18 protein-coding genes are annotated in these 22,293 nt (G+C 72.3%); 12 read left to right on the plus strand and 6 right to left on the minus strand.

Annotation, left to right across the window (positions count from 1 at the left end):
• The first annotated feature begins 27 nt into the window (after positions 1–27).
• Positions 28–807: an exodeoxyribonuclease III gene (locus tag AB0950_RS06490; RefSeq protein WP_360573395.1), complete on the plus strand. Its 780-nt coding sequence runs from the start codon at positions 28–30 to the stop codon at positions 805–807.
• 15 nt (positions 808–822) lie between these two features.
• Positions 823–1,242 carry a DUF6278 family protein gene (locus AB0950_RS06495; RefSeq protein ID WP_366777955.1) on the plus strand — a complete coding sequence of 140 codons (420 nt, stop codon included), beginning with the start codon at positions 823–825 and terminating at the stop codon, positions 1,240–1,242.
• A gap of 196 nt (positions 1,243–1,438) precedes the next feature.
• Here the strand turns inward: AB0950_RS06495 and AB0950_RS06500 are convergent, their stop codons facing one another.
• Together AB0950_RS06500 and AB0950_RS06505 are read right to left on the minus strand one after the other, a co-directional pair.
• A complete protein-coding gene (locus AB0950_RS06500) occupies positions 1,439–3,007 on the minus strand; it encodes a CocE/NonD family hydrolase (protein ID WP_366777956.1) in 1,569 nt (522 codons plus the stop codon).
• Between the two features lie 80 nt (positions 3,008–3,087).
• A complete protein-coding gene (locus AB0950_RS06505; protein WP_366777957.1) occupies positions 3,088–3,861 on the minus strand; it encodes a hypothetical protein in 774 nt (257 codons plus the stop codon).
• 144 nt (positions 3,862–4,005) lie between these two features.
• On the opposite strand from AB0950_RS06505, the gene ggt reads away from it, so the two are divergent.
• Positions 4,006–5,808, plus strand: coding sequence for a gamma-glutamyltransferase (ggt, locus tag AB0950_RS06510; RefSeq protein ID WP_366777958.1), 1,803 nt, complete (start codon positions 4,006–4,008; stop codon positions 5,806–5,808).
• An 86-nt stretch (positions 5,809–5,894) separates the two neighbouring features.
• Here ggt and AB0950_RS06515 read toward each other — a convergent pair whose 3' ends face one another.
• Positions 5,895–8,444 carry an ATP-dependent Clp protease ATP-binding subunit gene (locus AB0950_RS06515; protein ID WP_360155480.1) on the minus strand — a complete coding sequence of 850 codons (2,550 nt, stop codon included), beginning with the start codon at positions 8,442–8,444 and terminating at the stop codon, positions 5,895–5,897.
• A gap of 201 nt (positions 8,445–8,645) precedes the next feature.
• On the minus strand, positions 8,646–9,422 hold the full coding sequence (gene map, locus AB0950_RS06520; protein ID WP_360155483.1) for a type I methionyl aminopeptidase: 777 nt from the start codon (positions 9,420–9,422) through the stop codon (positions 8,646–8,648).
• 63 nt (positions 9,423–9,485) lie between these two features.
• On the opposite strand from map, the gene AB0950_RS06525 reads away from it, so the two are divergent.
• From AB0950_RS06525 to AB0950_RS06565, 9 genes are all read left to right on the plus strand, one after another.
• On the plus strand, positions 9,486–9,737 hold the full coding sequence (locus tag AB0950_RS06525) for a helix-turn-helix transcriptional regulator (RefSeq protein WP_360155486.1): 252 nt from the start codon (positions 9,486–9,488) through the stop codon (positions 9,735–9,737).
• A gap of 137 nt (positions 9,738–9,874) precedes the next feature.
• Complete coding sequence (locus tag AB0950_RS06530; RefSeq protein ID WP_366777959.1) at positions 9,875–11,935, plus strand: hypothetical protein; 2,061 nt, start codon at positions 9,875–9,877, stop codon at positions 11,933–11,935.
• 207 nt (positions 11,936–12,142) lie between these two features.
• Complete coding sequence (locus AB0950_RS06535) at positions 12,143–12,985, plus strand: nitrilase-related carbon-nitrogen hydrolase (protein ID WP_360573383.1); 843 nt, start codon at positions 12,143–12,145, stop codon at positions 12,983–12,985.
• Positions 12,982–14,265, plus strand: coding sequence for an aspartate aminotransferase family protein (locus tag AB0950_RS06540; RefSeq protein WP_366777961.1), 1,284 nt, complete (start codon positions 12,982–12,984; stop codon positions 14,263–14,265). Before AB0950_RS06535 ends, AB0950_RS06540 begins: the two co-directional genes overlap by 4 nt.
• Before the next feature lie 17 nt (positions 14,266–14,282).
• A complete protein-coding gene (locus tag AB0950_RS06545) occupies positions 14,283–15,848 on the plus strand; it encodes a PucR family transcriptional regulator ligand-binding domain-containing protein (protein WP_360155498.1) in 1,566 nt (521 codons plus the stop codon).
• A gap of 155 nt (positions 15,849–16,003) precedes the next feature.
• The gene (locus AB0950_RS06550; RefSeq protein WP_360155501.1) at positions 16,004–16,846 is read left to right on the plus strand and encodes a nitrilase-related carbon-nitrogen hydrolase; all 843 of its coding nucleotides are present in this window, start codon (positions 16,004–16,006) and stop codon (positions 16,844–16,846) included.
• A gap of 27 nt (positions 16,847–16,873) precedes the next feature.
• Positions 16,874–18,277 carry a dihydropyrimidinase gene (gene hydA, locus AB0950_RS06555; protein WP_366777962.1) on the plus strand — a complete coding sequence of 468 codons (1,404 nt, stop codon included), beginning with the start codon at positions 16,874–16,876 and terminating at the stop codon, positions 18,275–18,277.
• Between the two features lie 11 nt (positions 18,278–18,288).
• Complete coding sequence (locus AB0950_RS06560) at positions 18,289–19,311, plus strand: TIGR03842 family LLM class F420-dependent oxidoreductase (RefSeq protein WP_366777963.1); 1,023 nt, start codon at positions 18,289–18,291, stop codon at positions 19,309–19,311.
• Positions 19,312–19,432: 121 nt separating this feature from the next.
• Positions 19,433–20,959 carry an NCS1 family nucleobase:cation symporter-1 gene (locus tag AB0950_RS06565; RefSeq protein WP_366777964.1) on the plus strand — a complete coding sequence of 509 codons (1,527 nt, stop codon included), beginning with the start codon at positions 19,433–19,435 and terminating at the stop codon, positions 20,957–20,959.
• Between the two features lie 18 nt (positions 20,960–20,977).
• On the opposite strand, the gene AB0950_RS06570 is transcribed toward AB0950_RS06565, so the two are convergent.
• Together AB0950_RS06570 and AB0950_RS06575 are read right to left on the minus strand one after the other, a co-directional pair.
• Positions 20,978–21,661, minus strand: coding sequence for a hypothetical protein (locus AB0950_RS06570; RefSeq protein WP_360155513.1), 684 nt, complete (start codon positions 21,659–21,661; stop codon positions 20,978–20,980).
• Between the two features lie 129 nt (positions 21,662–21,790).
• Positions 21,791–22,276, minus strand: coding sequence for a hypothetical protein (locus AB0950_RS06575; RefSeq protein ID WP_360155516.1), 486 nt, complete (start codon positions 22,274–22,276; stop codon positions 21,791–21,793).
• Between the last annotated feature and the right edge of the window lie 17 nt (positions 22,277–22,293).

A 22,293-nucleotide genomic window follows, 5' to 3' on the forward strand; every position in this document is an offset into this window, starting at 1 on the left:
TCAGTGGCGCCGGGTAGGTTGTCAGGCATGCGCATCGCCACTTGGAACGTGAACTCGATCACCGCCCGCCTCCCGAGGCTGCTGGCCTGGCTGGAGAGCAGCGGCACCGACGTGCTGTGCCTGCAGGAGGCCAAGATCGCCGAGGAGCAGTTCCCGTTCGACCAGCTGCGCGAGCTCGGCTATGAGTCGGCGGTCCACGCCACCGGCCGGTGGAACGGCGTGGCGGTGCTCTCCAGGGTCGGCATCGAGGACGTCGTCAAGGGCCTGCCCGGCGACCCCGGCTTCGACGGCGTGACCGAGCCGCGCGCCATCTCGGCGACCTGCGGCCCGGTCCGCGTCTGGTCGGTGTACGTGCCGAACGGCCGCGAGGTGGAGCACCCGCACTACGCCTACAAGCTCCAGTGGTTCGAGGCCCTGAAGGCGGCCGTGTACGGCGACGCGCAGGGCAGCCGCCCGTTCGCCGTGCTGGGCGACTACAACGTGGCGCCGACCGACGACGACGTCTACGACCCGGCCGCCTTCGAGGGCTCCACCCATGTCACCCCCGCCGAGCGCGCCGCCCTCGCCTCCCTGCGCGAGGCGGGCCTGAGCGACGTGGTGCCGCGCCCGCTGAAGTACGACCACCCGTTCACCTACTGGGACTACCGCCAGCTCTGCTTCCCCAAGAACCGCGGCATGCGCATCGACCTGGTGTACGGCAACACGGGCTTCGCCAAGGCCGTCAAGGACGCCTACGTCGACCGCGAGGAGCGCAAGGGCAAAGGCGCCTCCGATCACGCACCGGTGGTGGTCGACCTCGACGTCTGATGCCACGCTGGGTCCATGAACCTTCCGTTCCTGGGCCACCGGCACAAGAAGCACGGCGAGGCGGCGCCCCCTACCGATCCCGAAGGGATCGCCGCTCTGCTGTCCGAGTGCGAACTGCTCCGCTCCCAGGCGGCCCGGGCGGGCGTCCGCCTCGACGACACGCCGGGCTCCCTGGAGGCCCTGGACCAGCTGGTCCCGCGCTGGCGCGACGACCCCGAGGTCCTGCCGTGGCTGGGCCATGACGCGGGGCTGTATCTGGGCACGGTCGTGGTGCGCACCGTGCCCGGCGCCGCCTGGCTGATCCGCCCCGAGGGCGAGCCCGTCGTACGGCTGGCCTCCGGCCGCGAGGTGGAGGTGGTGGGCGCCGGGCAGGCCTGGGCCGAGAGCGGCGTCCCCGAACTCTCCCAGCTGTACGCGGAGATCGCGGAGAACTGACGCCGCGCCCGTGAGCTGACGCCCCCTCACCCTCCGGCCGCGCGAAGACGACGGGACCAACCCGCCGGACCTCGACTACGATGTGCCGTTCATCCCTGTGGTGAAGGGGGAACCCCGCCGAGCCACACCGGGACGTGCACGCTGCTCTCGGGGGGCGGCAGTTCACGGGCCTGGCTCGTCCGGCGGCAGCCGGAGATCACTGCTCGCCGAGCGGGACGGACACGTACGACGGGTCGTCCGAGGGCGAGGAGAAGGTCAGCTGCGCGCCGGACGGGTTGTGCTCGATGTAGAGCGGGTCGACCGTGTCCACCACCAGCGCCAGGCGGTGCCCGGCGGGCACGTCGTAGGCGGTGGAGAACAGGTCGAGGTCCACGCCGAACGGCTCGCCGGGCGTCCGCCCGTGCCAGGTGTACGGCGCGTGCGTGACCAGCTTGCCGAGGCCGAGCGGCCCCACGTCGTACAGGTAGGCGATGAACGTGCCGCTCTCCGCGGTCGGGGTCAGCGTGGTGTGCAGGGTGGCCGTGCCGCGCACCTTCTGGGTGCTGCCGTACCGCTCCGACTGCCAGACGGCCGCCCAGCGGCGCGGCAGCAGCGGGATCGCGGCCATGGGCGGCAGCTGGGCGACCTGGTCGAGGATGCTGGAGAGGAAGACCACCCCGCCGTCGGCGCCGGAGTCGACGTTCGTGTGGAGGGTGGTGGAGCCGGCGAGCGCGAGCTTGCGGCGGGTGGCGGCGATCGACTTCCAGTCCGGATAGCCCTCGTATCCCCCCGCGCTACGGGACTTCAGCTGGACCGGCTGCTCGTGGTCGATGCCGTTCCCGGCGCCCTTGAGGTAGTGGTCGAACCAGCGCTCGGTGTCCGTCCAGATGTCGTTGGGCAGCCCGAACAGGCCGGTCAGCTCGGGGGTCGCGTGGTCGCCGGGCCGCAGTTCCAGGCGCTTGGGCACCTTCAGCTTCTCGTAGAAGTCGGCGTACTGGTTCACCGGGAAGATCGAGTCGCCCCACGCGTTGGCGAGCATGAGGGCCGCGCCGTTCTTGTTGAGCTGGTCCACATAGGTCGCAACGGAACGTTTCCTCCCCCACGCGATCATCTCCTGTTCCCTGGACAGGTCGGAGGCGTAGAAGTGGTCGAAGACGTCCCGCACTTCGGGGCTCTCCCGGCCGGTGACGGTGGCCGTGCCGTCCAGCAGCGCCGCCGCCTGAACGTGCTGGGTGCGGCCCGAGTAGATGGAGTCGATCAGGTCCGCCCAGCCGCTGAGCGCCGCCACGGCCTTGATGCGCTTGTCGTGCGCGGCGGCAAGCAGGCTGATCCCGGCGCCGTACGACACCCCCGCCATGCCGACGTGCCGCGGGTCGGCCGGGGTGTTCGCGAGGGCCCAGTCGATGACCTTGGAGGCGTCCGCCACGTCCGGCGGACCGGCCACTTCTATCTGGCCGCCGGACTGCCAGAACCCGCGCACGTTGTAGGTGAGCACCACATAGCCGGCGTCGGCCAGCTTCTGCGCCTGGGCGAGGTACTCCACCTGCGGCAGGGACCAGCTCGTGGGCAGCACGATGAGCGGGTAGGCGTGCGAGCCGTCGGCGCCGGCGGGCGTGACGACGTTCGCCTTCAGCACGGTGCCGCCGTCGCCGGTGATGTCGACGAACCGGACGCCCGGCGTGCCGGCGGCCTGGGCGGCGGGGGCCAGACCGGCGGCGGCGGCGAACAGCGTCGCCGAGACGGCTGTGACGGCGGCGGTGCGCACAGAGGCGCGGCGGTGTCCCATGGGCCACTCCTTCAACTGTTCCAGTCCAAAGTGACCCGACGGTAACCGGGACCGCTTACCCTAAGTAACCCGTCGGTAAGTTACGTGCCGGTAAAGGTTGTTGAAACCCGCTGAGCGGCCGTGTCGGCGGCGGCCGCCTCGGGCAGCGGGGTGCGCGCCGCCCGCGTCACGTCCGCGACCAGCTCGACCACATCCGGGCCGTACGCCTGGGAGTTGACCACCTTCAGCAGCAGCACGAAGGAGCCGGTGCCGTACTTGCGGTGCAGGCGTGCGTGGTGGCGGGCGAGATAGCGGGTGGCGGCCTGGTTGGTGATGGCTCGCTGGCCGCAGAAGAGGAACACCGGGCGGGTGTCCCGGCCCATGGTGAGCCGGGCGAGCAGCACGTGCTCGCTCAGGCCCTTCTCCAGCCGGTGGGTCTCCCCGCCGATGTGGAAGGCGCCGCGGTCCGGGCCCGGCTCGCCGTCCGTGTTCACCCGTACGCCCGGCACCAGCGAGGCGAGATGGGCGGCCATCCGGCGGTTGGACGCCGGGCCGCCGAGGCAGAACTCGGTGCGCTCGCCGAAGCCCTGCTGCGCCGCGTCGTGCGTGACGACCCGGGCGTGCGCGTGGCAGTCCTTGATCAGGGCGGAGAGCTCCAGCAGCGCGAACACGTCGTTGCGCGACACCGTCAGTTCCGGCCCGCCCGCGTCACGGTTGACCACCAGCAGGGACTCGGAGTTGTCCGGCAGTCCGAAGAACGCCTGCGTGCGCCGCAGTCTGCGGCGCCACACATAGGTACGGGCGAGCCAGCCGAGCGAGGCCGATATCCCGGTCGCGACCAGCCCCAGGACGATGTTGCGCACGTCGTCGTTCATGGCCGGGGATGGTAGCGGCACGGGGAGAAGACGTGCGTACCCCTGTTCGGTCTGTGACGTTCGTGTGGCGGGAGACCGAGGCGTACTGTCGGTACTACGGCAATCTGGTTACGCTGCGCGGACTTGTCCCTGCGGGAGGTACGGATGGGTCGTCCTGGCACGCGGAAACTGGCGGTTCTGGCGGTCTCGGCCGCCATGGTGTCGGTGGGGGCGGCGGCGCCACCCGGCGCGACGACGAGCGGCACGCCCGCCAAGGTTCCCGTGGCGGTGGGCTACGGCGGTGCGGTCGCCAGCGTCGACGCCGACGCCTCCGCCGCCGGCATCGAGGTCCTCAGACACGGCGGCAACGCGGTCGACGCCGCCGTCGCCACCGCCGCGGCGCTCGGCGTCACCGAGCCCTACTCGGCCGGCATCGGCGGAGGCGGCTACTTCGTCTACTACGACGCCAAGTCCCGTACCGTGCACACCATCGACGGCCGCGAGACGGCGCCGCTGAGCGCCGGCTCCGACCTGTTCCTGGAGCACGGCAAGCCGCTCTCCTTCGCCGACGCCGTCAGCAGCGGCCTGAGCGTCGGCACCCCGGGCACGCCCGCGACCTGGCAGAAGGCGCTGGAGGAGTGGGGCAGCGAGCGGCTCGGCACGGTTTTGAAGCCGGCCGAGCGGATCGCCCGCGACGGCTTCACGGTGGACGACACCTTCCGCTCGCAGACCGCGTCCAACGAGACCCGGTTCCGCTACTTCCCCGACACCGCCAGGCTGTTCCTGCCGAACGGGCAGCTGCCGGTCGTCGGCTCCCGGCTGAAGAACCCCGAACTGGCCCGCACCTACGAGGAACTGGGCCGCAAGGGCATCGACGCCATCTACCGCGGCGACATCGGCGACGACATCGTCAAGACGGTCGAGGACCCGCCCGTCGCCCCCGCCTCCGGCTGGAACGCCCGCCCCGGCAAGCTCGCCGAGAAGGACCTCGCCGTCTACCGCGCCAAGCCCCAGGCGCCCACCAGGACCTCGTACCGCGGCCTGAACGTGTACTCCATCGCCCCCTCCTCCTCGGGCGGCACCACGGTCGGCGAGGCCCTCAACATCCTTCAGAACACCGACCTGTCGAAGGCGAGCGAGGTGCAGTACCTGCACCACTTCATCGAGGCCAGCCGGATCGCCTTCGCCGACCGCGGGCGCTGGGTCGGCGACCCCGCCTTCGAGGACGTGCCGACGAAAGAGCTGCTGTCCCAGCGGTACGCCGACTCGCGCGCCTGCCTGATCAAGGACGACGCCGTCCTCACCAGCCCGCTCGCCCCCGGCGACCCCCGCCACCCCGCGGCCTGCGGCACGGGCGGTACGGCCGCCCCGACGACGTACGAGGGCGAGAACACCACGCATCTCACCGTGGCCGACAAGTGGGGCAACGTGGTCTCCTACACGCTCACCATCGAGCAGACCGGCGGCAGCGGCATGACCGTGCCCGGCCGGGGCTTCCTGCTCAACAACGAGCTGACCGACTTCTCCTTCGCCCCGGCCAACCCGGCCGTGCACGACCCGAACCTGCCGGGTCCGGGCAAGCGGCCGCGCTCGTCGATCTCGCCGACGATCGTGCTGGACAGGCACAACCGCCCCGTGGTGGCGCTCGGTTCCCCCGGCGGAGCCACCATCATCACCACCGTGCTGCAGACCCTCACCGGGTTCCTCGACCGGCATCTGCCGCTGGTCGACGCCATCGCCGCACCGAGGGCCAGCCAGCGCAACGCGGCCAGGACCGAACTCGAACCCGCGCTGTACGACAGCGACCTGAGGAAACAGCTGGAGGGCATCGGCCACTCCTTCTCGCTCAACCCCGAGATCGGCGCGGCGACCGGTGTGCAGCGGCTGCCGGGCGGCAAGTGGCTGGCGGCCGCCGAGAAGGTACGGCGCGGCGGCGGCTCGGCGATGGTGGTGGATCCGGCGCCGTAGACGCGACCGCCCGCCTCCCGGCCGGCCGAGCCGGGCGGGAGGCGGGTGGTCGCGGGAGCCCGCTCAGCTCCGCCGGGCGGCCGGGCTCACGACTCCGAGACCGGCAACTGCGTTGCGGGCGGCTGGGTTTCCTGGGTGCGGAAGTCCAGCCGGCCGTCGCGGACGTCCACCGTCACCCGGCTGCCCTCGGAGATCGTGCCGTTCAGCAGCAGCCGGGACAGCTGGTTGTCCACCTCCCGCTGGATGGTGCGGCGCAGTGGCCGGGCGCCGTACTCCGGCTGGTAGCCGCGCTCGGCGATCCAGTCGACGGCGGCGTCCGTGAAGTGGACCGAGACGCCCTGCCCGTCCAGCAGCCGCCGGGTGCTCTCCAGCAGCAGGTCGGTGATCTGCCGCAGTTGCGCGCCGGTGAGCTGCCGGAACACCACGATCTCGTCGATGCGGTTGAGGAACTCCGGCCGGAAGTGCTCGCGCAGCGGCCGCAGGATCTGCTCCCGCCGCGCCTCCTCGTCCGCGTCCGCGCCGCCCGGCCCGAACCCGATCCCGGCGCCGCGCCGGGTGATCGCCTCGGAGCCGAGGTTGCTGGTCATCACGATGACCGTGTTGGTGAAGTCCACCGTCCGGCCCTGGGAGTCGGTCAGCCGGCCGTCGTCCAGCACCTGCAGCAGGATGTTGAAGACGTCCGGGTGGGCCTTCTCCACCTCGTCCAGCAGGAGCAGCGAGTACGGGTGCCGGCGCACCACCTCGGTGAGCTGGCCGGCCTCCTCGTGGCCGACGTACCCGGGTGGGGCGCCCACCAGCCGGGAGACGGTGTGCCGCTCCTGGTACTCGCTCATGTCGAGCCGGACCATGCGGTCCTCGCTGCCGAACAGCGCCTCGGCGAGCGCCCGGGCCAGCTCGGTCTTGCCGACGCCGGTCGGGCCGAGGAACAGGAAGCTGCCGATCGGCCGGTTCGGGCTCGAGAGCCCCGCGCGGGAGCGCAGCACGGCCTCCGCGACCACGGCGACGGCCTCCTCCTGGCCGACCACCCGCTGGTGCAGATGCTCCTCCAGGCCCAGCAGCCGTTCCTTCTCCTCCTGGGTGAGCCGGCTGACCGGGATGCCGGTCTGCCGGGACACCACCTCGGCGATGGCCTCCGCCGTCACCTCCAGGTCCAGGCCCTCGTCGGCCTTGTCGTCGCCGCTCGCCTCGGCGATCCGCTTCTTCAGCTCGCCGATCCGGTCGCGCAGCTCCTTGGCCTTGTCGTAGTCCTCCCCGGCGACCGCCTGGTCCTTGTCCAGCACGAGCTGCTCGACCTCGCGCTCCATCGCGCGCACGTCCGTGCCCTTGGTCCGCGAGCCGAGCCGTACCCGGGCGCCCGCCTGGTCGATCAGGTCGATGGCCTTGTCCGGCAGCCGCCGGTCGGTGAGGTAGCGGTCGGACAGCTCCACGGCGGCGACCAGCGCCTCGTCGGTGTAGCGGACCTGGTGGTGGGCCTCGTACCGGTCGCGCAGCCCGCGCAGGATCTCGATGGTGTCCTCGGCCGTCGGCTCGGGCACCAGCACCGGCTGGAACCGGCGGGCCAGCGCCGCGTCCTTCTCGATCCTGCGGTACTCCTCCAGCGTGGTCGCGCCCACGATGTGCAGCTCGCCCCGGGCCAGGGCGGGCTTGAGGATGTTCCCGGCGTCCATCGCGCCGCCCTCGGCGCCGGAGCCCGCGCCCACGACGGTGTGCAGCTCGTCGATGAACACGATCAGCCGGTCGGAGTGGGCGCGGATCTCCTCCACGATGTTGTTCAGGCGCTCCTCGAAGTCGCCCCGGTAGCGGGTGCCGGCCACGACCCCGGTGAGGTCCAGCGCGACGACCCTGCGGCCCGCAAGGATGTCCGGCACGTCCCCGTCGGCGATGCGCTGGGCCAGCCCCTCGACGATGGCCGTCTTGCCGACCCCGGCGTCGCCGATGAGGACGGGGTTGTTCTTGCCCCGGCGGGAGAGCACCTCGATGGTCTGCTCGATCTCGGTGTCCCGGCCGATCACCGGGTCGATCCGGCCCTGCCGGGCCAGGTCGGTCAGGTCGCGGCCGTACTTGTCCAGCGTGGGCGTGCCGGTGGCGCGCGGCCGCTCCTGGCGTGTCTGGGTGCTCTCCGGGGCCTCGGGCGGCAGGGAGCCGGCCGAGAACCGGGCCGCGTTCAGGATGTGCCCGGCGGCCGAGTCCGGGTTGGCGGCCAGCGCGCTCAGCACGTGCTCCGGGCCGATGTAGCCCGCGCCGCTCGCCCGCGCCAGATCGTGCGCGTCCAGCAGGGCGCGCTTGACGGCCGGGGTGAGGGACAGCGAGGTCGGCGGCGGCGCCTCGCCCGGCGGGTGCTGCACCGGGCCCGCCCGGTCGTCGATCTCCGAGGCCAGGGAGTCCGGGTCCGCGCCCGCCCGGCTCAGCAGGCTCCGGGTGGGCTCGGATTCCAGCGCGGCACGCAGCAGGTGCTGGGTGTCCAGGTCCCGGCTGCCGTGCTCCACGGCGTACACGGCGGCCCCTCTGACCAGCTCACGGGCCGGCTGGCTGAGCAGGCGGCCGATGTCGATGTGCCGTTTGGCTCCGCTGGGGGGACCACCGAAGAAACGGCCCAGGAATTCGCCGAAGGGGTCAGGAGGGTAGCCGTTGGTCATGGCGATGCGCTTCCTTCGCTGACGACTGGCTCCGCCGGGTAACCGGGTGGGGGCTGTTCATGCCCACGATGACATGAACCGTGGGGGGTGGCATGTTCGCCTGCGGGGGAGGGGCTTTCCGCTCGTCGGGCGGCTGCGGGTCGTCTGTGGTTGCCCGCGCCCACTTTGCGGAGCCGCGCATCGCTACGGCCTGGCGTCCCTTCAGGGTGTTTCCCTTGTCGTCAGGATCCTGGGACCGGACTCCGTGACGGCCACCGTGTGCTCCACGTGGGCCGCGCGGGAGCCGTCGGACGTGCGGAGGGTCCAGCCGTCGGATGCCTCGTAGTAGGCGTCCTTGCCGCTCGCGATGAGCATGGGCTCGATGGCGAGGGCCATGCCCGGGCGCAACGGCAGGCCCCGCCCCGGGCGGCCCTCGTTGGGGACGTCGGGGTCCTCGTGCATACGGCGGCCGATGCCGTGGCCGCCGAAGCCGTGCGGGATGCCGTAGCCCGCGTCGCGGCAGACCCGGCCGACGGCGTGGGCGATGTCGCCGATGCGGTTGCCGGGGACGGCCGCGGCGATGCCGGCCGCCAGCGCCCGCTCGGCGGTCTCGATCAGGCGCAGGTCCGCCGGGCGCGGGCGGCCCACGGTGAAGCTGATCGCCGAGTCGCCGGCCCAGCCGTCCAGGACGGCGCCGCAGTCGATCGAGACCAGGTCGCCGTCGCGCAGCCGGTAGCGGCCGGGGATGCCGTGCACGATCGCGTCGTTCACGGAGGCGCAGATCACCGCGGGGAAGGGGGTCGGCGCGAAGGACGGGCGGTAGCCGAGGAACGGCGAGGACGCCCCGGCCTCGCGCAGCACCTCCCGTGCCACCTCGTCCAGCTCCAGCAGGCTGACGCCCACGGCCGCGGCGTCCCGTACGGCCGTCAGGGCCCGTCCGACGACCTGGCCGGCCGCGTGCATCGCGTCGATCGACGTGTCCGTCTTCAGTTCCACCATGCCAATTACTATACCGGTATTTAAATGGGGTGCCGACGTGCGGGCCGGTATTAGAATGGGCGCATGGTGCGCACCCCCCTGACCCCCGAAGAGCGTGAACGCGGCGAGCGGCTCGGGAGGTTGCTGCGCGAGGCGCGCGGGGACCGGAGCATGGCCGAGGTCGCCGCGCGGGCGGGCGTCTCCGCCGAGACGCTCCGCAAGATCGAGACGGGCCGGGCGCCGACGCCGGCGTTCTTCACCGTCGCCGCGCTGGCCGGCGTCCTCGGGCTGTCGATGGACGACCTGGTCACGCGGTGCCTGCTCGTACCCGCCTGAGGCGCCCGGTCCGCACAGCGCGCGGGGCTGGGCGATGATCCGTCCGCGCACTGCCGGAAAACTCTGTGTAGCAGCGCCGTAACACGACTGGTGTTGCCTGACCGGCGGAGTACCGGCGGCCGGGCGGGAGCTGAGCGATGGCGGTGGAACGACTCCCAGGCGGAGCAGGGGAGTTCGCGGGCTACCTGGGCGGCCTGCTGGCACGGCTGGACCAGGGCGGAGGCTGGAGCGGGGTCTTCTGGCGGCGCGACCCCGACGGGATGCGGGCCTGCCTGGACGGGCGCGAGGTGCCGCCGTGGGACGTGGTCGAGGCCCTGCTGGAGGACCTCGCGGCCGCATACGGCCCCGCCGCCGCTGCCGCCGAGCGCGAACGGGCCCGCTCCCTGCACCGGTCCGCGCTCACGGCGCACGACGCCCGCCCCGGCGCGCGCGAGGCCCTGCTCGACCACCTCGACGCCATGCTCCACGAACAGCACCGCGCCGCCGAACGCCGCGCCGGACTGACCCGCCGGCTGTCCTCCCCGCCCACCGCAACGGAGGCCGAGTCCCTCCGCCTCGACCTGGCTTGGGCCGACGACGACCACGCCCGCGCGACCGCCCGGTGCGCCGAACTCCGGTCCCGCTTGGCGGAGTTGGACCGGCGAGCGGCGATGCGGGCGCGTGGAATGCGGCATGGGCACGAGACCGGGCCGTCGTGGGCCGGAGGCGGTGGGGGAGCGGAGGGGGTTCGCGAGCAGGTGCCGCCCGGTTTTCGGGAGGCCGAGCGCGATGGCCGGACGGTGGAAGGGGAGCAGTGGGGCGTCGGGCGGTCGGGCGGGACGCGGCTCGGGGACAGGTTCCGGCCGCCGCGGGCCGTAGACGAGGACCTGGAGGCATGGGGGCCCGGTGCGGCAGCGGAGGCCTCGCCGCCCCCGCGGGACACCGGCCGCGACCGCACCCGGCGGCCCTCCGGGCCCGCGGACCACTCGGCGGCCGACGCGGAGCCCAGGGCCCCCGGACCTGTCCCCGACGATGCGCGTGGCGCCATCGGCCGTCTTTCGGGCCCGGCCGAGGCCCCGCGTGACGCGGTGCCCGGTCCGGTCCGGCAGGCCGACCGCCGGACTGCGGCTCCGTACGCCGCACCATCCGCTCCGGCCCCGCACCCGTTCACGCCAGTCCCGGGTGCCGCGCCCTCTCCCCACGCCGGTCACGCCATGCGAGCGACCTCATCGCCTCCGCAAGCCGCCTCGCCTTCTCCGGGCGCCGGCCGGTCCGCGCACGCCACCCCACACCCTCTCCGCACCGGTCGCACATCACAGGCCGCCTCACCCTCTCCCGGCGCCCGCCAGGAGGCGCACGACGTCCCGGCGTTCCCGCCTCCCGCCCAAGCCCCGGAAGCCGCCGCCCCACCCGCTCCTCGTCCCACCCCGGTCGCCCCCCATACCGCCACCTCGGTCCCCGACCCCGCTCCGTCCACCCCGCCCGCCAAGCCGCGCAAGCGCCGGCGGGGCAGCGCGCGGTTCGCCGGGATGGCGGAGGAGGGCGCGGCGGCCGCTGCCGTGCTGCCGCAGGCGGCCCCGCCGGTCGTACCGGAGGCGCCCGCGCGTCGTACGCCGCGCGGGGCGCGGTTCGCCGGGGCGGGGCAGGCGGACGAGCCCGTCGTGGTGGCCCACGCCGAGGTGGTGGACGCCGAGGCGGCAGCGGTCGTGGCCGGGGTCGTGGAGCAGCTCGCTCGGCTCAGGGCCGAGGGGCGCAGCGGGGAGGCGCACGCGGTGCTGGTGGAGGTCGCGCAGTGGCCCGCTGGGCGGTTCCCGGCGCTCGCGGACGGCCTGGACCGGGCCGGGCTCGGCGCCGACTGGGCCACGTTGCTGTGGGAGACCGCCTCGCTGCCCCCGGAACGGCTGGTCGCCGCCGCCGACGCGCTCGTCGCCGCCGGACGGGCAGCCGACGCGCGGCAGATGCTGCGGCAGGGTGTCGCCCGCCCGGCTCAGGAGATCGGCGCGGCCGTGCTGCGGCTGGAGGAGGAAGGGCGGGGCAGGGAGGCGGCGGCGCTGCTCGACGCCGTGGTGCGGGGGCGTACGGCGCAGGAGGCGGCCCGGTGCGTCGCCCCCGACCCCCGCCGGCTCGTGCCGCTGCTGCTCGGCGCCGCGCGGGCCGTCTCCGACGAGCGGCACTGGGACCTGGTGCACGCACTGAGGGTCGCCGGACACGCCACGTGAGCGGACGCGAGGGGACATCGTCCCGGTATGCTCCGGTTCACCCCCTGGAGCGACCCTCACGCTCACCCGCAGGGGCGTTCCACCTGATCGACTCCGCGGGATGACGACGATGGTCTTGGCAAGGGCCTCCCGGAGGCTTACTTTCGTCCCTCTACGGCCTGCTCTACGGGCGTAGAGGCTCTAGACGGTCCGTCGAAGGAGCAGCTCATGGCCAACGTCGTACGTGCCGCACTGGTCCAGGCCGCCTGGACCGGCGACACCGAGTCCATGGTGGCGAAGCACGAGGAGCACGCCCGCGAGGCGGCCCGCCGGGGCGCGCGGGTCATCGGGTTCCAGGAAGTCTTCAACTCGCCCTACTTCTGCCAGGTCCAGGAGCCCGAGCACTACCGCTGGGCCGAACGGGTGCCGGACGGGCCGACGGTGCGGCGCATGCAGGACCTCGCGCGGGAGACCGGGATGGTCGTCGTGGTCCCCGTCTTCGAGGTCGAGCAGTCCGGCTTCTACTACAACACCGCCGCCGTGATCGACGCCGACGGCACCTACCTCGGCAAGTACCGCAAGCACCACATCCCGCAGGTCAGGGGCTTCTGGGAGAAGTACTACTTCAAGCCCGGCAACCTCGGCTGGCCCGTCTTCGACACCGCCGTCGGCAAGGTCGGCGTCTACATCTGCTACGACCGGCACTTCCCGGAGGGCTGGCGGCAACTCGGGCTCAACGGCGCCCAGTTGGTCTACAACCCGTCGGCCACCCACCGAGGGCTGTCCTCCTATCTGTGGCAGCTGGAGCAGCCCGCCGCCGCCGTCGCCAACGAGTACTTCGTCGCCGCCATCAACCGGGTCGGGAGGGAGGAGTACGGCGACAACGACTTCTACGGGACCAGTTACTTCGTCGATCCCCGCGGGCAGTTCGTCGGCGAGGTCGCGAACGACGCGACCGACGAACTCCTCGTCCGCGACCTCGATTTCGACCTGATCGAGGAAGTGCGGCAGCAGTGGGCCTTCTACCGAGACCGCCGCCCCGACGCCTACGAAGGACTGGTACAGCCGTGAACGACCTCTACTCACGCCACCGCCAGGTCATGCCCGACTGGCTCGCCCTCTACTACGACGAGCCGATCGAGATCACCCACGGCGAGGGCCGCCACGTCTGGGACTCCGCAGGCAACAAGTACCTGGACTTCTTCGGCGGCATCCTGACGACGATGACCGCGCACGCCCTGCCCGAGGTGACCAAGGCGGTCAGCGAGCAGGCCGGGCGGATCATCCACTCCTCGACCCTCTACCTCAACCGCCCGATGGTCGACCTCGCCGAGCGCATCGCCCAGGTGAGCGGCATCCCCGGCGCCCGGGTCTTCTTCACCACCTCCGGCACCGAGGCCAACGACACCGCCCTGCTGCTCGCCACCTCCTACCGGCGCAGCAACACGATCCTGGCGATGCGCAACAGCTACCACGGACGCTCCTTCAGCACGGTCGGCATCACCGGCAACCGCGGCTGGTCGCCGACCTCCCTGTCCCCGCTGCAGACCCTGTACGTGCACGGCGGCGTGCGCACCCGGGGCCCCTTCGCCGACCTGGACGACCGCGCCTTCATCGACGCCTGCGTCGCCGACCTGAAGGACATCCTCGGGCACACCCGGCCGCCCGCCGCGCTGATCGCCGAGCCGATCCAGGGGGTCGGCGGCTTCACCTCCCCGCCCGACGGGCTCTACGCCGCCTTCCGCGAGGTGCTGAAGGAGCACGGCATCCTGTGGATCGCCGACGAGGTGCAGACCGGCTGGGGCCGCACCGGCGACCACTTCTGGGGCTGGCAGGCGCACGCCCGCAGCGGTCCGCCGGACATCGTCACCTTCGCCAAGGGCATCGGCAACGGCACCTCGATCGGCGGGGTGATCGCCCGCGCCGAGATCATGAACTGCCTGGACGCCAACAGCATCTCCACGTTCGGCGGCACCCAGCTCACCATGGCCGCCGGCCTCGCCAACCTCGCCTACCTCCTCGAACACGACCTCCAGGGCAACGCCCGCCGGGTCGGCGGCCTGCTCATCGAGCGGCTGCGCGCCGTCGCCGCCCAGCTGCCGGGAGTCCGGGAGGTGCGCGGGCGCGGCCTGATGATCGGCGTCGAGCTGGTCAAGCCCGGCACCGACCAGGCCGACCCGCAGGCGGCCGCCGCCGTCCTGGAGGCGGCCCGCGAGGGCGGGCTGCTCATCGGCAAGGGCGGCGGCCACAACACCAGCGCCCTGCGCATCGCCCCGCCGCTGTCGCTGACGGTCGCGGAGGCGGAGGAGGGCGCGGCGATCCTGGAACGGGCGCTCAGGAGTACGTACTAGAGAACGGCGGTACGGCCATGACCACCACCCTGGAGTCCCGGCACGGCTGGGAACCCGCCCTCTCCGTCCGCCAGGTGCTCACCCTGGAACGGGTCCTCGCCGGGGAACCCGAGGTGGTGGCCGGCGCCGGGCAGCTCGACCGGCCGGTGCGCTGGGTGCACGTCGCCGAGGCCGCCGACGTCGGGGTGATGCTCAGCGGCGGCGAGATGGTGCTCACCACCGGTGTGCTGCTGGCCGGCGACGAGGCCAAGCAGGCCGAGTACATCCAGTCGCTGCACCGGGCGGAGGCCGCCGCCGTCGTGCTCGGTCTCGGGCGGGCCTTCCCGGCGCCGCCCGAGGTGATGCGCCGGGCCGCCGAGCGGTGCGGGCTGCCCATGGTCGTCCTGCACCGGCCCTTCCCGTTCGCCGAGCTGACCGAGGAGGTGCAGTGCCGGCTGGTACGGCGGAAGTTCGCCGCCGTCAGCCTCTCGGAGACCGTACGCACCGAACTCACCGCCCTGATCACCGCCGGCGCCCCCCTGCAACGGCTGCTCGACGAGGTCGCCCGGCACGGCGGCTGCCCGGTCGTGCTGACCAACCTCGCCCACCGCGTCCTCGCCACGGCCGGGGAGCGGCCCGCGGTGGACGACGTGCTGCGCGACTGGGAGCGCGTCGCCCGGCAGGCCTCCGCCTGCGCGGACGACGGCTGGATCCGGGCCGAGCTGGGCGGGCGCGGGGAGCGCTGGGGCCGGCTGCTGCTGTGCGGCTACCGGGGCGATGCGGCCACCGGCCGGCTGCTCGCCGACCGGGCCGCCGAGGCGCTGGTGCTGCACCGCATGCTCGGCGGCGGCTCCGCGCCCTCCTGGGAGGAGGAGTCCGCGCAGAGCCTGCTGACCGACCTGGTCTCCGGCGCCGTACCGGCCCGGCAGCTGCTGCCCCGGGCGCGGGCGGCCGGGCTGCCGGTCAACCGGCGCACCTTCGTCCCGCTCGTCGTCCTGGGCCGCGCCCCCGGTGAACTCGACCGGGTGCTGCGCCTGCTGGGGCTGGCCGGACTGGTCGCCGAGCTCGCTGACGGTCGCGCCGCCGTCCTGCTCAGCCTCCCGCGCGACCAGGACGCCGACGCCCTCACCGCCCACTTCGCGGCCCGGCTGCGCGCCGGGTCACGGGCGGTGGTCGCGGCCAGCGACGCCCGCACCGCCTGGGACGACGTGCCCGCCGGGCTGCGCGAGGCCCGGCACGTCGCCGACGCCGTCGCCGACTCCCCGGCCGCCCTCGACCTGCCGGCCGTGATCCGCCTGAAGGACGTGCATCTGCGCGGACTGGTCCGGCTGCTGCGCGACGACCCGCAGGTGCAGTCCTTCGCCGAACGGGAACTGGACGGGCTGCTGGGCGAGGCGGAGCCGGAACTGCTGAACGTCCTGCGCACCTACCTCGCCACCGGCCGCAACAAGTCCCGCACCGCCCAGCTCCACCATGTCTCCCGGCCCGCCCTCTACCGCCGCCTGGAGGCGATACAGGCCCGGCTCGGCGTCGACCTGGACGACTTCGAACAGGCGGCCTCCGTGCACATCGCGCTCCTCGCGCACGACGCGCAACTGCGGTGAAACATGCGACGACCTGGGAAAACGGCGGTGAAACATGGGACTGCGCACACGTGACACGGTGACACGGCGACGGCCCGCAGACGTGACACGCTGCCACTCAACCGGCCCGCGCGGGCTTTCTACGCTCACGGCACACCGAGCTACCGGAGGTCCCGATGAGCCGAGTGATCCGAGCCGCCCTGTTCCAGACCGCGTGGACGGGCGACAAGGAATCCATGATCCAGGTCCACGAGCAGGCGGCCCGCGACGCGGCCGCGCAGGGCGCACAAGTCCTCTGCTTCCAGGAGCTGTTCTACGGCCCCTACTTCTGCCAGGTCCAGGACAAGGCCTTCTACGAGTACGCCGAACGGATCCCCGAGGGCCCGACCGTCCAGCGCTTTCAGTCCCTCGCCCGCGAGCTGGGCATCGTCCTGATCCTGCCCATGTACGAGGAGGAGCAGCCGGGCGTCCTGTACAACACCGCCGCCGTGATCGACGCGGACGGCTCCTACCTCGGCAAGTACCGCAAGACCCACATCCCCCAGGTCCAGGGATTCTGGGAGAAGTTCTACTTCCGCCCCGGCAACAGCGGCTGGCCCGTCTTCGACACGGCCGTCGGCCGGATCGGCGTGTACATCTGCTACGACCGGCACTTCCCGGAGGGCTGGCGGGCGCTGGGCCTCGCCGGAGCCGAGATCGTCTTCAACCCCTCGGCCACCTCGCGCGGCCTGTCCCGCTACCTGTGGCAGCTGGAGCAGCCGGCGGCGGCCGTCGCCAACGAGTACTTCGTCGGCGCGATCAACCGGGTCGGGGTGGAGGACCTCGGCGACAACGACTTCTACGGCACGACCTACTTCGTGGACCCCGAGGCCCAGTTCGTCGGCGAGGTCGCGAGCGACAAGGAGACCGAACTGGTCGTCCGCGACCTGGACCTGGCGAAACTCCGCGAGGTCCGCGACCGCTGGCAGTTCTACCGCGACCGGGCGCCGGGGGCGTACGGGCCGCTGACCGCGCCCTGACCGGAACCGAGTGACAGAGGGAGCAGCATGAGCAGCCGTACCGTCATCCGTGGTGGTCTCGTCATCACGGCCTCGGACGAGATCCACGCCGACGTCCTGATCGAGGACGGCCGCGTCGCCGCCCTCGCCGCCTCCGGCACGCCCGCCGCCGAGGCGTTCACCGCCGAGAGGGTCGTCGACGCCACCGGCAAGTACGTGATCCCGGGCGGGGTCGACGGCCACACGCACATGGAGATGCCGTTCGGCGGCACCACCGCCGCCGACACCTTCGAGACCGGCACCCGCGCCGCCGCCTGGGGCGGTACGACCACGATCGTGGACTTCGCCATCCAGAGCGTCGGCGGCACCCTGCGCGAGGGCCTGGACGCCTGGCACGCCAAGGCCGAGGGCAACTGCGCCATCGACTACGGGTTCCACATGATCGTCTCCGATGTGAACCAGGAGACGCTCAAGGAGATGGACCTGCTGGTGGAGGAGGGCGTGACGTCCTTCAAGCAGTTCATGGCCTACCCCGGTGTCTTCTACAGCGACGACGGGCAGATCCTGCGCGCCATGCAGCGGGCCGCCGAGAACGGCGGGCTGATCATGATGCACGCCGAGAACGGCATCGCCATCGACGTCCTGGTCGAGCAGGCCCTCGCCCGGGGCGAGACCGACCCGCGCTACCACGGCGAGGTCCGCAAGGCCCTGCTGGAGGCCGAGGCCACCCACCGCGCCATCCGGCTCGCCCAGGTCGCCGGCGCCCCCCTGTACGTCGTCCACGTCTCGGCGATGGAAGCGGTGGCCGAGCTGGCGCGGGCCCGCGACGAGGGGCTGAACGTCTTCGGCGAGACCTGCCCGCAGTACCTGTTCCTGTCCACCGACAACCTCGCCGAGCCGGACTTCGAGGGCGCGAAGTACGTGTGCAGCACGCCCCTGCGGCCCAAGGAGCACCAGGCCAAGCTGTGGCAGGGGCTGCGCACCAACGACCTGCAGGTCGTCTCCACCGACCACTGCCCGTTCTGCTTCGTGGGCCAGAAGGAGCTGGGCCGCGGCGACTTCTCCAAGATCCCCAACGGTCTGCCCGGCGTGGAGAACCGCATGGACCTGCTCCACCAGGCCGTCGTCGACGAGCACATCTCCCGCCGCCGCTGGATCGAGATCGCCTGCGCCACCCCGGCCCGGATGTTCGGCATGTACCCGAAGAAGGGCACCATCGCGCCGGGCGCCGACGCCGACATCGTGATCTACGACCCGCACGCCGAGCAGGTCATGTCGGCCGAGACCCACCACATGAACGTCGACTACTCGGCCTACGAGGGCAGGCGCACCACCGGCCGGGTCGAGACCGTGCTCTCGCGAGGCGTGCCCGTCATCACCGAGCGGGAGTACACCGGGCACGCCGGCCACGGCGTTTTCACCCCGCGCTCCACCTGTCAGTACCTCAACTAGGAGCAGCGCCCATGGACTTCGGACTCGTCCTGCAGACCGACCCGCCGGCCTCCCGCGTCATCAGCCTGATGAAACGGGCCGAGCGCAACGGGTTCGCGTACGGCTGGACGTTCGACTCCGCCGTGCTCTGGCAGGAGCCGTTCGTGATCTACAGCCAGATCCTCGCGAACACGACGAAGCTGAAGGTCGGCCCGATGGTCACCAACCCGGGCACCCGCACCTGGGAGGTCACCGCCTCCACCTTCGCCACCCTCAACGACATGTTCGGCAACCGCACCGTCTGCGGCATCGGCCGCGGCGACTCCGCGATGCGGGTCGCGGGCCGCAAACCCAACACCCTCGCCCGCATCAGCGAGGCGATGAAGGTCATCCGGGCGCTCGCGAGCGGCGAGTCCGCCGACCTCGGCGGCGGCACGGTCGTGAAGTTCCCGTGGGTCAGGCCGGGCGCCCACCTGCCCGTCTGGATGGCCGCGTACGGCCCGAAGGCGCTGAAGATGACCGGCGAGGAGGCCGACGGCTTCATCCTGCAGCTGTCCGACCTGTACCTGACCGAGTACATGGTCAAGGCCGTCAAGGACGCGGCCGTCGCCGCCGGCCGCGACCCCGCGGAGGTGACGATCTGCGTGGCGGCCCCGGCGTACGTCACCGAGGACGACTCGCCCGAGGCCCTCGCCCACGCCCGCGAGCAGTGCCGCTGGTTCGGCGGCATGGTCGGCAACCACGTCGCCGACCTGGTCGCCAAGTACGGCGAGCACTCCGCGCAGGTCCCCGAGGCGCTCACCGACTACATCAAGGCACGCCAGGGCTACGACTACGCCCACCACGGGCGCAGCGGCAACCCGGACACCCAGTTCGTGCCCGACGAGATCGTGGACCGGTTCTGCGTCATCGGACCGGCCGAGAAGCACATCGAGAAGCTGACCGCGCTCCGCGCGCTGGGCGTCGACCAGTTCGCGGTGTACGACATGCACGACGCACAGGAGGCCACCATCGAGGCCTACGGTGCGACGGTGATCCCGGCCGTCAACGCCTGAGCCGCTGCCCGACGTACGAGCCCCCCACGCCCCCTCTTGGTCTCCCCTCCCCGCCGCTGACGGGGAGGGGGCTGGTGCCCGCACGGCAACTCCCGGTCCCTCTCACCCGATTGGCCAGCCCATGACCGACACCGCTCCCACGGCCATACCCCCGTCCGGCCAAGTCACCCGGTCCGACGGGCGCGTGGAACTCGCACCCGGCACCCCGCCGCCCAGCGGTCCGTACGCCAACGAGGACCTCCTCCCGGTCCCGGCCGAACGGCGCACCTGGACCACGTACAACTTCTCCGCCCTGTGGGTCGGCATGGCCCACAACACGGCCTCCTGGACGCTGGCCTCCGGACTGATCGCCGTCGGCATGGACTGGAAACAGGCCGTGTTCACCATCGCCCTGGCCAACCTGATCGTGCTGGTGCCGATGCTGCTGACCGGGCACGCCGGCCCCAAGTACGGCATCCCCTTCCCCGTCTTCGCCCGCGCCTCCTTCGGCGTGCGCGGCGCCAACCTGCCCGCTGTCGTACGGGCGCTGGTGGCGTGCGGCTGGTTCGGCATCCAGACCTGGATCGGCGGCGAGGCCATCTACTTCCTCGCCGGGAAACTGATCGGCGACAGCTGGTCCAACGCCACGCACATCGGCGGCTACGCCTGGACCATGTGGCTGTCCTTCGCGATCTTCTGGGTGATCCAGGTGGCGATCATCTACCGGGGCATGGAGACCATCCGCCGCTTCGAGAACTGGGCCGCGCCCTTCGTGCTCGTCGGCGCGTTCGTGATGCTGTGGTGGATGAGCAGCAAGGCGGGCGGCGTCGGCCCGCTGTTCGACCAGCCCTCGAAGCTCGGCTGGGGCGGAAGCTTCTGGAAGCTGTTCTGGCCGTCCCTGATGGGCATGATCGGCTTCTGGTCCACGCTGTCGCTGAACATCCCGGACTTCACCCGCTACGGCAGGAGCCAGAAGGCGCAGACCTGGGGCCAGGCCCTCGGCCTGCCCACCACCATGACCCTGTTCGCCTTCCTGTCCGTCCTGGTCACCTCCGGCTCGCAGGCCGTCTACGGCAAGCCGGTCTGGGACCCGGTGCAGCTCGCCGCCAAGACGGACAACGTGGTGGGGCTGCTCTACGCGCTCGTCACCGTCCTGGTCGCGACGCTGTCCGTGAACATCGCGGCCAACCTGGTCTCCCCGGCGTTCGACTTCTCCAACGTGGCGCCGCGGAAGGTGAGTTTCCGCGCCGGCGCCCTGATCACCGCCGTCCTCGCGGTGCTGATCTTCCCGTGGAAGCTGTACTCCGACCCCCAGGGCTACATCTTCACCTGGCTGGGCCTGGTCGGCGGCCTGCTCGGCACGGTCGCGGGCATCCTCGTCGCCGACTACTGGCTGCTGCGCCGCACCCGGCTGCACCTGGCGGACCTGTACCGCACCGGCGGCCGCTACTGGTACGCGGCCGGCTGGAACTGGCGGGCGGTCGTGGCCTTCCTGGCGGGCGGCGTCCTCGCGATCGGCGGCGCCAGCTTCAAGCCCCTGATCGACGGCCGGCCCATCCCGGCCCTCGCCTCCCTCGCCGACTACGGCTGGGCGGTGGGCCTCGGCACCTCCCTGGTGCTGTACCTGGCGCTCACCCTGCTGACCGGCGCCCGGCGGGCCGAGGTCTGAGGACCCGGGGGCGGGCGGTCAGCCGGACTGCGACTGCCCGCCCCCGAGCGCGCCCACCGCGGCGCGGGCCGCCTTGATGGCGCCCTTGTTGATCTCGTCCGTGCCGGGCGCCTTCTTGGTGTCGAAGTCGCTGCCGTTGTACGTGACGACGACCAGGGCGTTGGACACCCGCGCCACGACGACGCCCTCGCGGGTCTGCTGCTTGTCCTCCGTGGTGAGGTTGACGACGGAGTACGCGCTGTTCCCGAGCCCCGGCACATCTCCGCCGCCGCTCTTCTCCTTCACCCGCTGCTGGTACTCCTGCGTCGCCTGCTGCTCCGAGGCGCTGATCTCGAACGACACGTCGAGCCAGCGGTAGCTGTACCCCTGCAGCGCGTTCCAGGAGCAGGTGCGGCGCAGCTTGGCGTCCGTGGACGGGATCTCCTTGCCGTCCGTCTTCGCCCCGGGCACCAGGGACTTGACGGTCGCCGCGGGCACGGCGGCGCAGGGCGACGGCGCGGTGCTGTACGCCCTCACGGCGGCCGTGGACGACGGACCGGCGGACGAGGAAGAGGTCTGGGTCGACGAACTCTGCACCGTCTGGTGCCCGGCGGAGGCGTGCGGCGCGGCCGGGCCGGACGTCAGCGCCCAGCCGGCACAGGCGAGGACCGCGACCGGCGAGATCCGCGCGGTCAGGGCGAGCGGCAGGGGAAGGGATCGCACGGCGCACTTCTCGTGGGGGAGGGGGTGCGGAAGGGGCCCGCAGGTGGACGTGGGACGCCAGTGTCACACGACTCCCTGTGGGGCGGAAGCGGAAACTCGCAGCGTGCGCGGGCGGTTACGGCGGCACGGTCACGACGTACGGATCTGCCCGCTTTGCGCCTCGAACCACCGGCGGGCGCCGACCTCGCTGGGGTACTCGCGGACGGTCAGCATGGCCACGCTCCAGCCGACGACCCAGGCGGCCAGCGCCGGGATGACGGGCGCCGCGACCAGCCACAGGACGCGGCCGGCGACGACCAGGCCGGGGGTACGGCGGCTCTGGTCCCGCTTGGCGGCGCGGAACGCGTCGGGGGCGGGCGGGTCGAGGAGCTTCCTGCGATGGTCCCGGCGCTGCACCCGCCATCCCCACACCAGCGCCCCGGCGGACGCGACGACCTGCGCCCAGTCCCACACCGTACGCACGCCCGACGGCAGTTCGGCGCGGAAGCTGCCGTAGAGGACGAGCGCGATGTAGCAGCAGAAGGCCAGCACCGCGAGCCACAGCACGGCGGTCAGGCACCGGCGCAGCCAGTAGCGCGGGCCGCGCTCGTACCACGTGGTGCCGAGTCCCTGCACCGCGGGGATCCGGACGG

This window comes from Streptomyces sp. NPDC007189, assembly GCF_040703635.1.
Classification (GTDB): domain Bacteria; phylum Actinomycetota; class Actinomycetes; order Streptomycetales; family Streptomycetaceae; genus Streptomyces.

What these genes read in the sequence shown, in the direction of transcription:
- AB0950_RS06500 (WP_366777956.1), bottom strand. Translation starts at nt 3,007, where the DNA reads ATGGGACACCGCCGCGCCTCTGTGCGCACCGCCGCCGTCACAGCCGTC.
- AB0950_RS06550 (WP_360155501.1), top strand. Translation starts at nt 16,004, where the DNA reads ATGAGCCGAGTGATCCGAGCCGCCCTGTTCCAGACCGCGTGGACGGGC.
- AB0950_RS06530 (WP_366777959.1), top strand. Translation starts at nt 9,875, where the DNA reads ATGGCGGTGGAACGACTCCCAGGCGGAGCAGGGGAGTTCGCGGGCTAC.
- ggt (WP_366777958.1), top strand. Translation starts at nt 4,006, where the DNA reads ATGGGTCGTCCTGGCACGCGGAAACTGGCGGTTCTGGCGGTCTCGGCC.
- AB0950_RS06495 (WP_366777955.1), top strand. Translation starts at nt 823, where the DNA reads ATGAACCTTCCGTTCCTGGGCCACCGGCACAAGAAGCACGGCGAGGCG.
- AB0950_RS06565 (WP_366777964.1), top strand. Translation starts at nt 19,433, where the DNA reads ATGACCGACACCGCTCCCACGGCCATACCCCCGTCCGGCCAAGTCACC.
- map (WP_360155483.1), bottom strand. Translation starts at nt 9,422, where the DNA reads ATGGTGGAACTGAAGACGGACACGTCGATCGACGCGATGCACGCGGCC.
- AB0950_RS06560 (WP_366777963.1), top strand. Translation starts at nt 18,289, where the DNA reads ATGGACTTCGGACTCGTCCTGCAGACCGACCCGCCGGCCTCCCGCGTC.
- AB0950_RS06515 (WP_360155480.1), bottom strand. Translation starts at nt 8,444, where the DNA reads ATGACCAACGGCTACCCTCCTGACCCCTTCGGCGAATTCCTGGGCCGT.
- AB0950_RS06525 (WP_360155486.1), top strand. Translation starts at nt 9,486, where the DNA reads ATGGTGCGCACCCCCCTGACCCCCGAAGAGCGTGAACGCGGCGAGCGG.
- hydA (WP_366777962.1), top strand. Translation starts at nt 16,874, where the DNA reads ATGAGCAGCCGTACCGTCATCCGTGGTGGTCTCGTCATCACGGCCTCG.
- AB0950_RS06505 (WP_366777957.1), bottom strand. Translation starts at nt 3,861, where the DNA reads ATGAACGACGACGTGCGCAACATCGTCCTGGGGCTGGTCGCGACCGGG.
- AB0950_RS06490 (WP_360573395.1), top strand. Translation starts at nt 28, where the DNA reads ATGCGCATCGCCACTTGGAACGTGAACTCGATCACCGCCCGCCTCCCG.
- AB0950_RS06545 (WP_360155498.1), top strand. Translation starts at nt 14,283, where the DNA reads ATGACCACCACCCTGGAGTCCCGGCACGGCTGGGAACCCGCCCTCTCC.
- AB0950_RS06535 (WP_360573383.1), top strand. Translation starts at nt 12,143, where the DNA reads ATGGCCAACGTCGTACGTGCCGCACTGGTCCAGGCCGCCTGGACCGGC.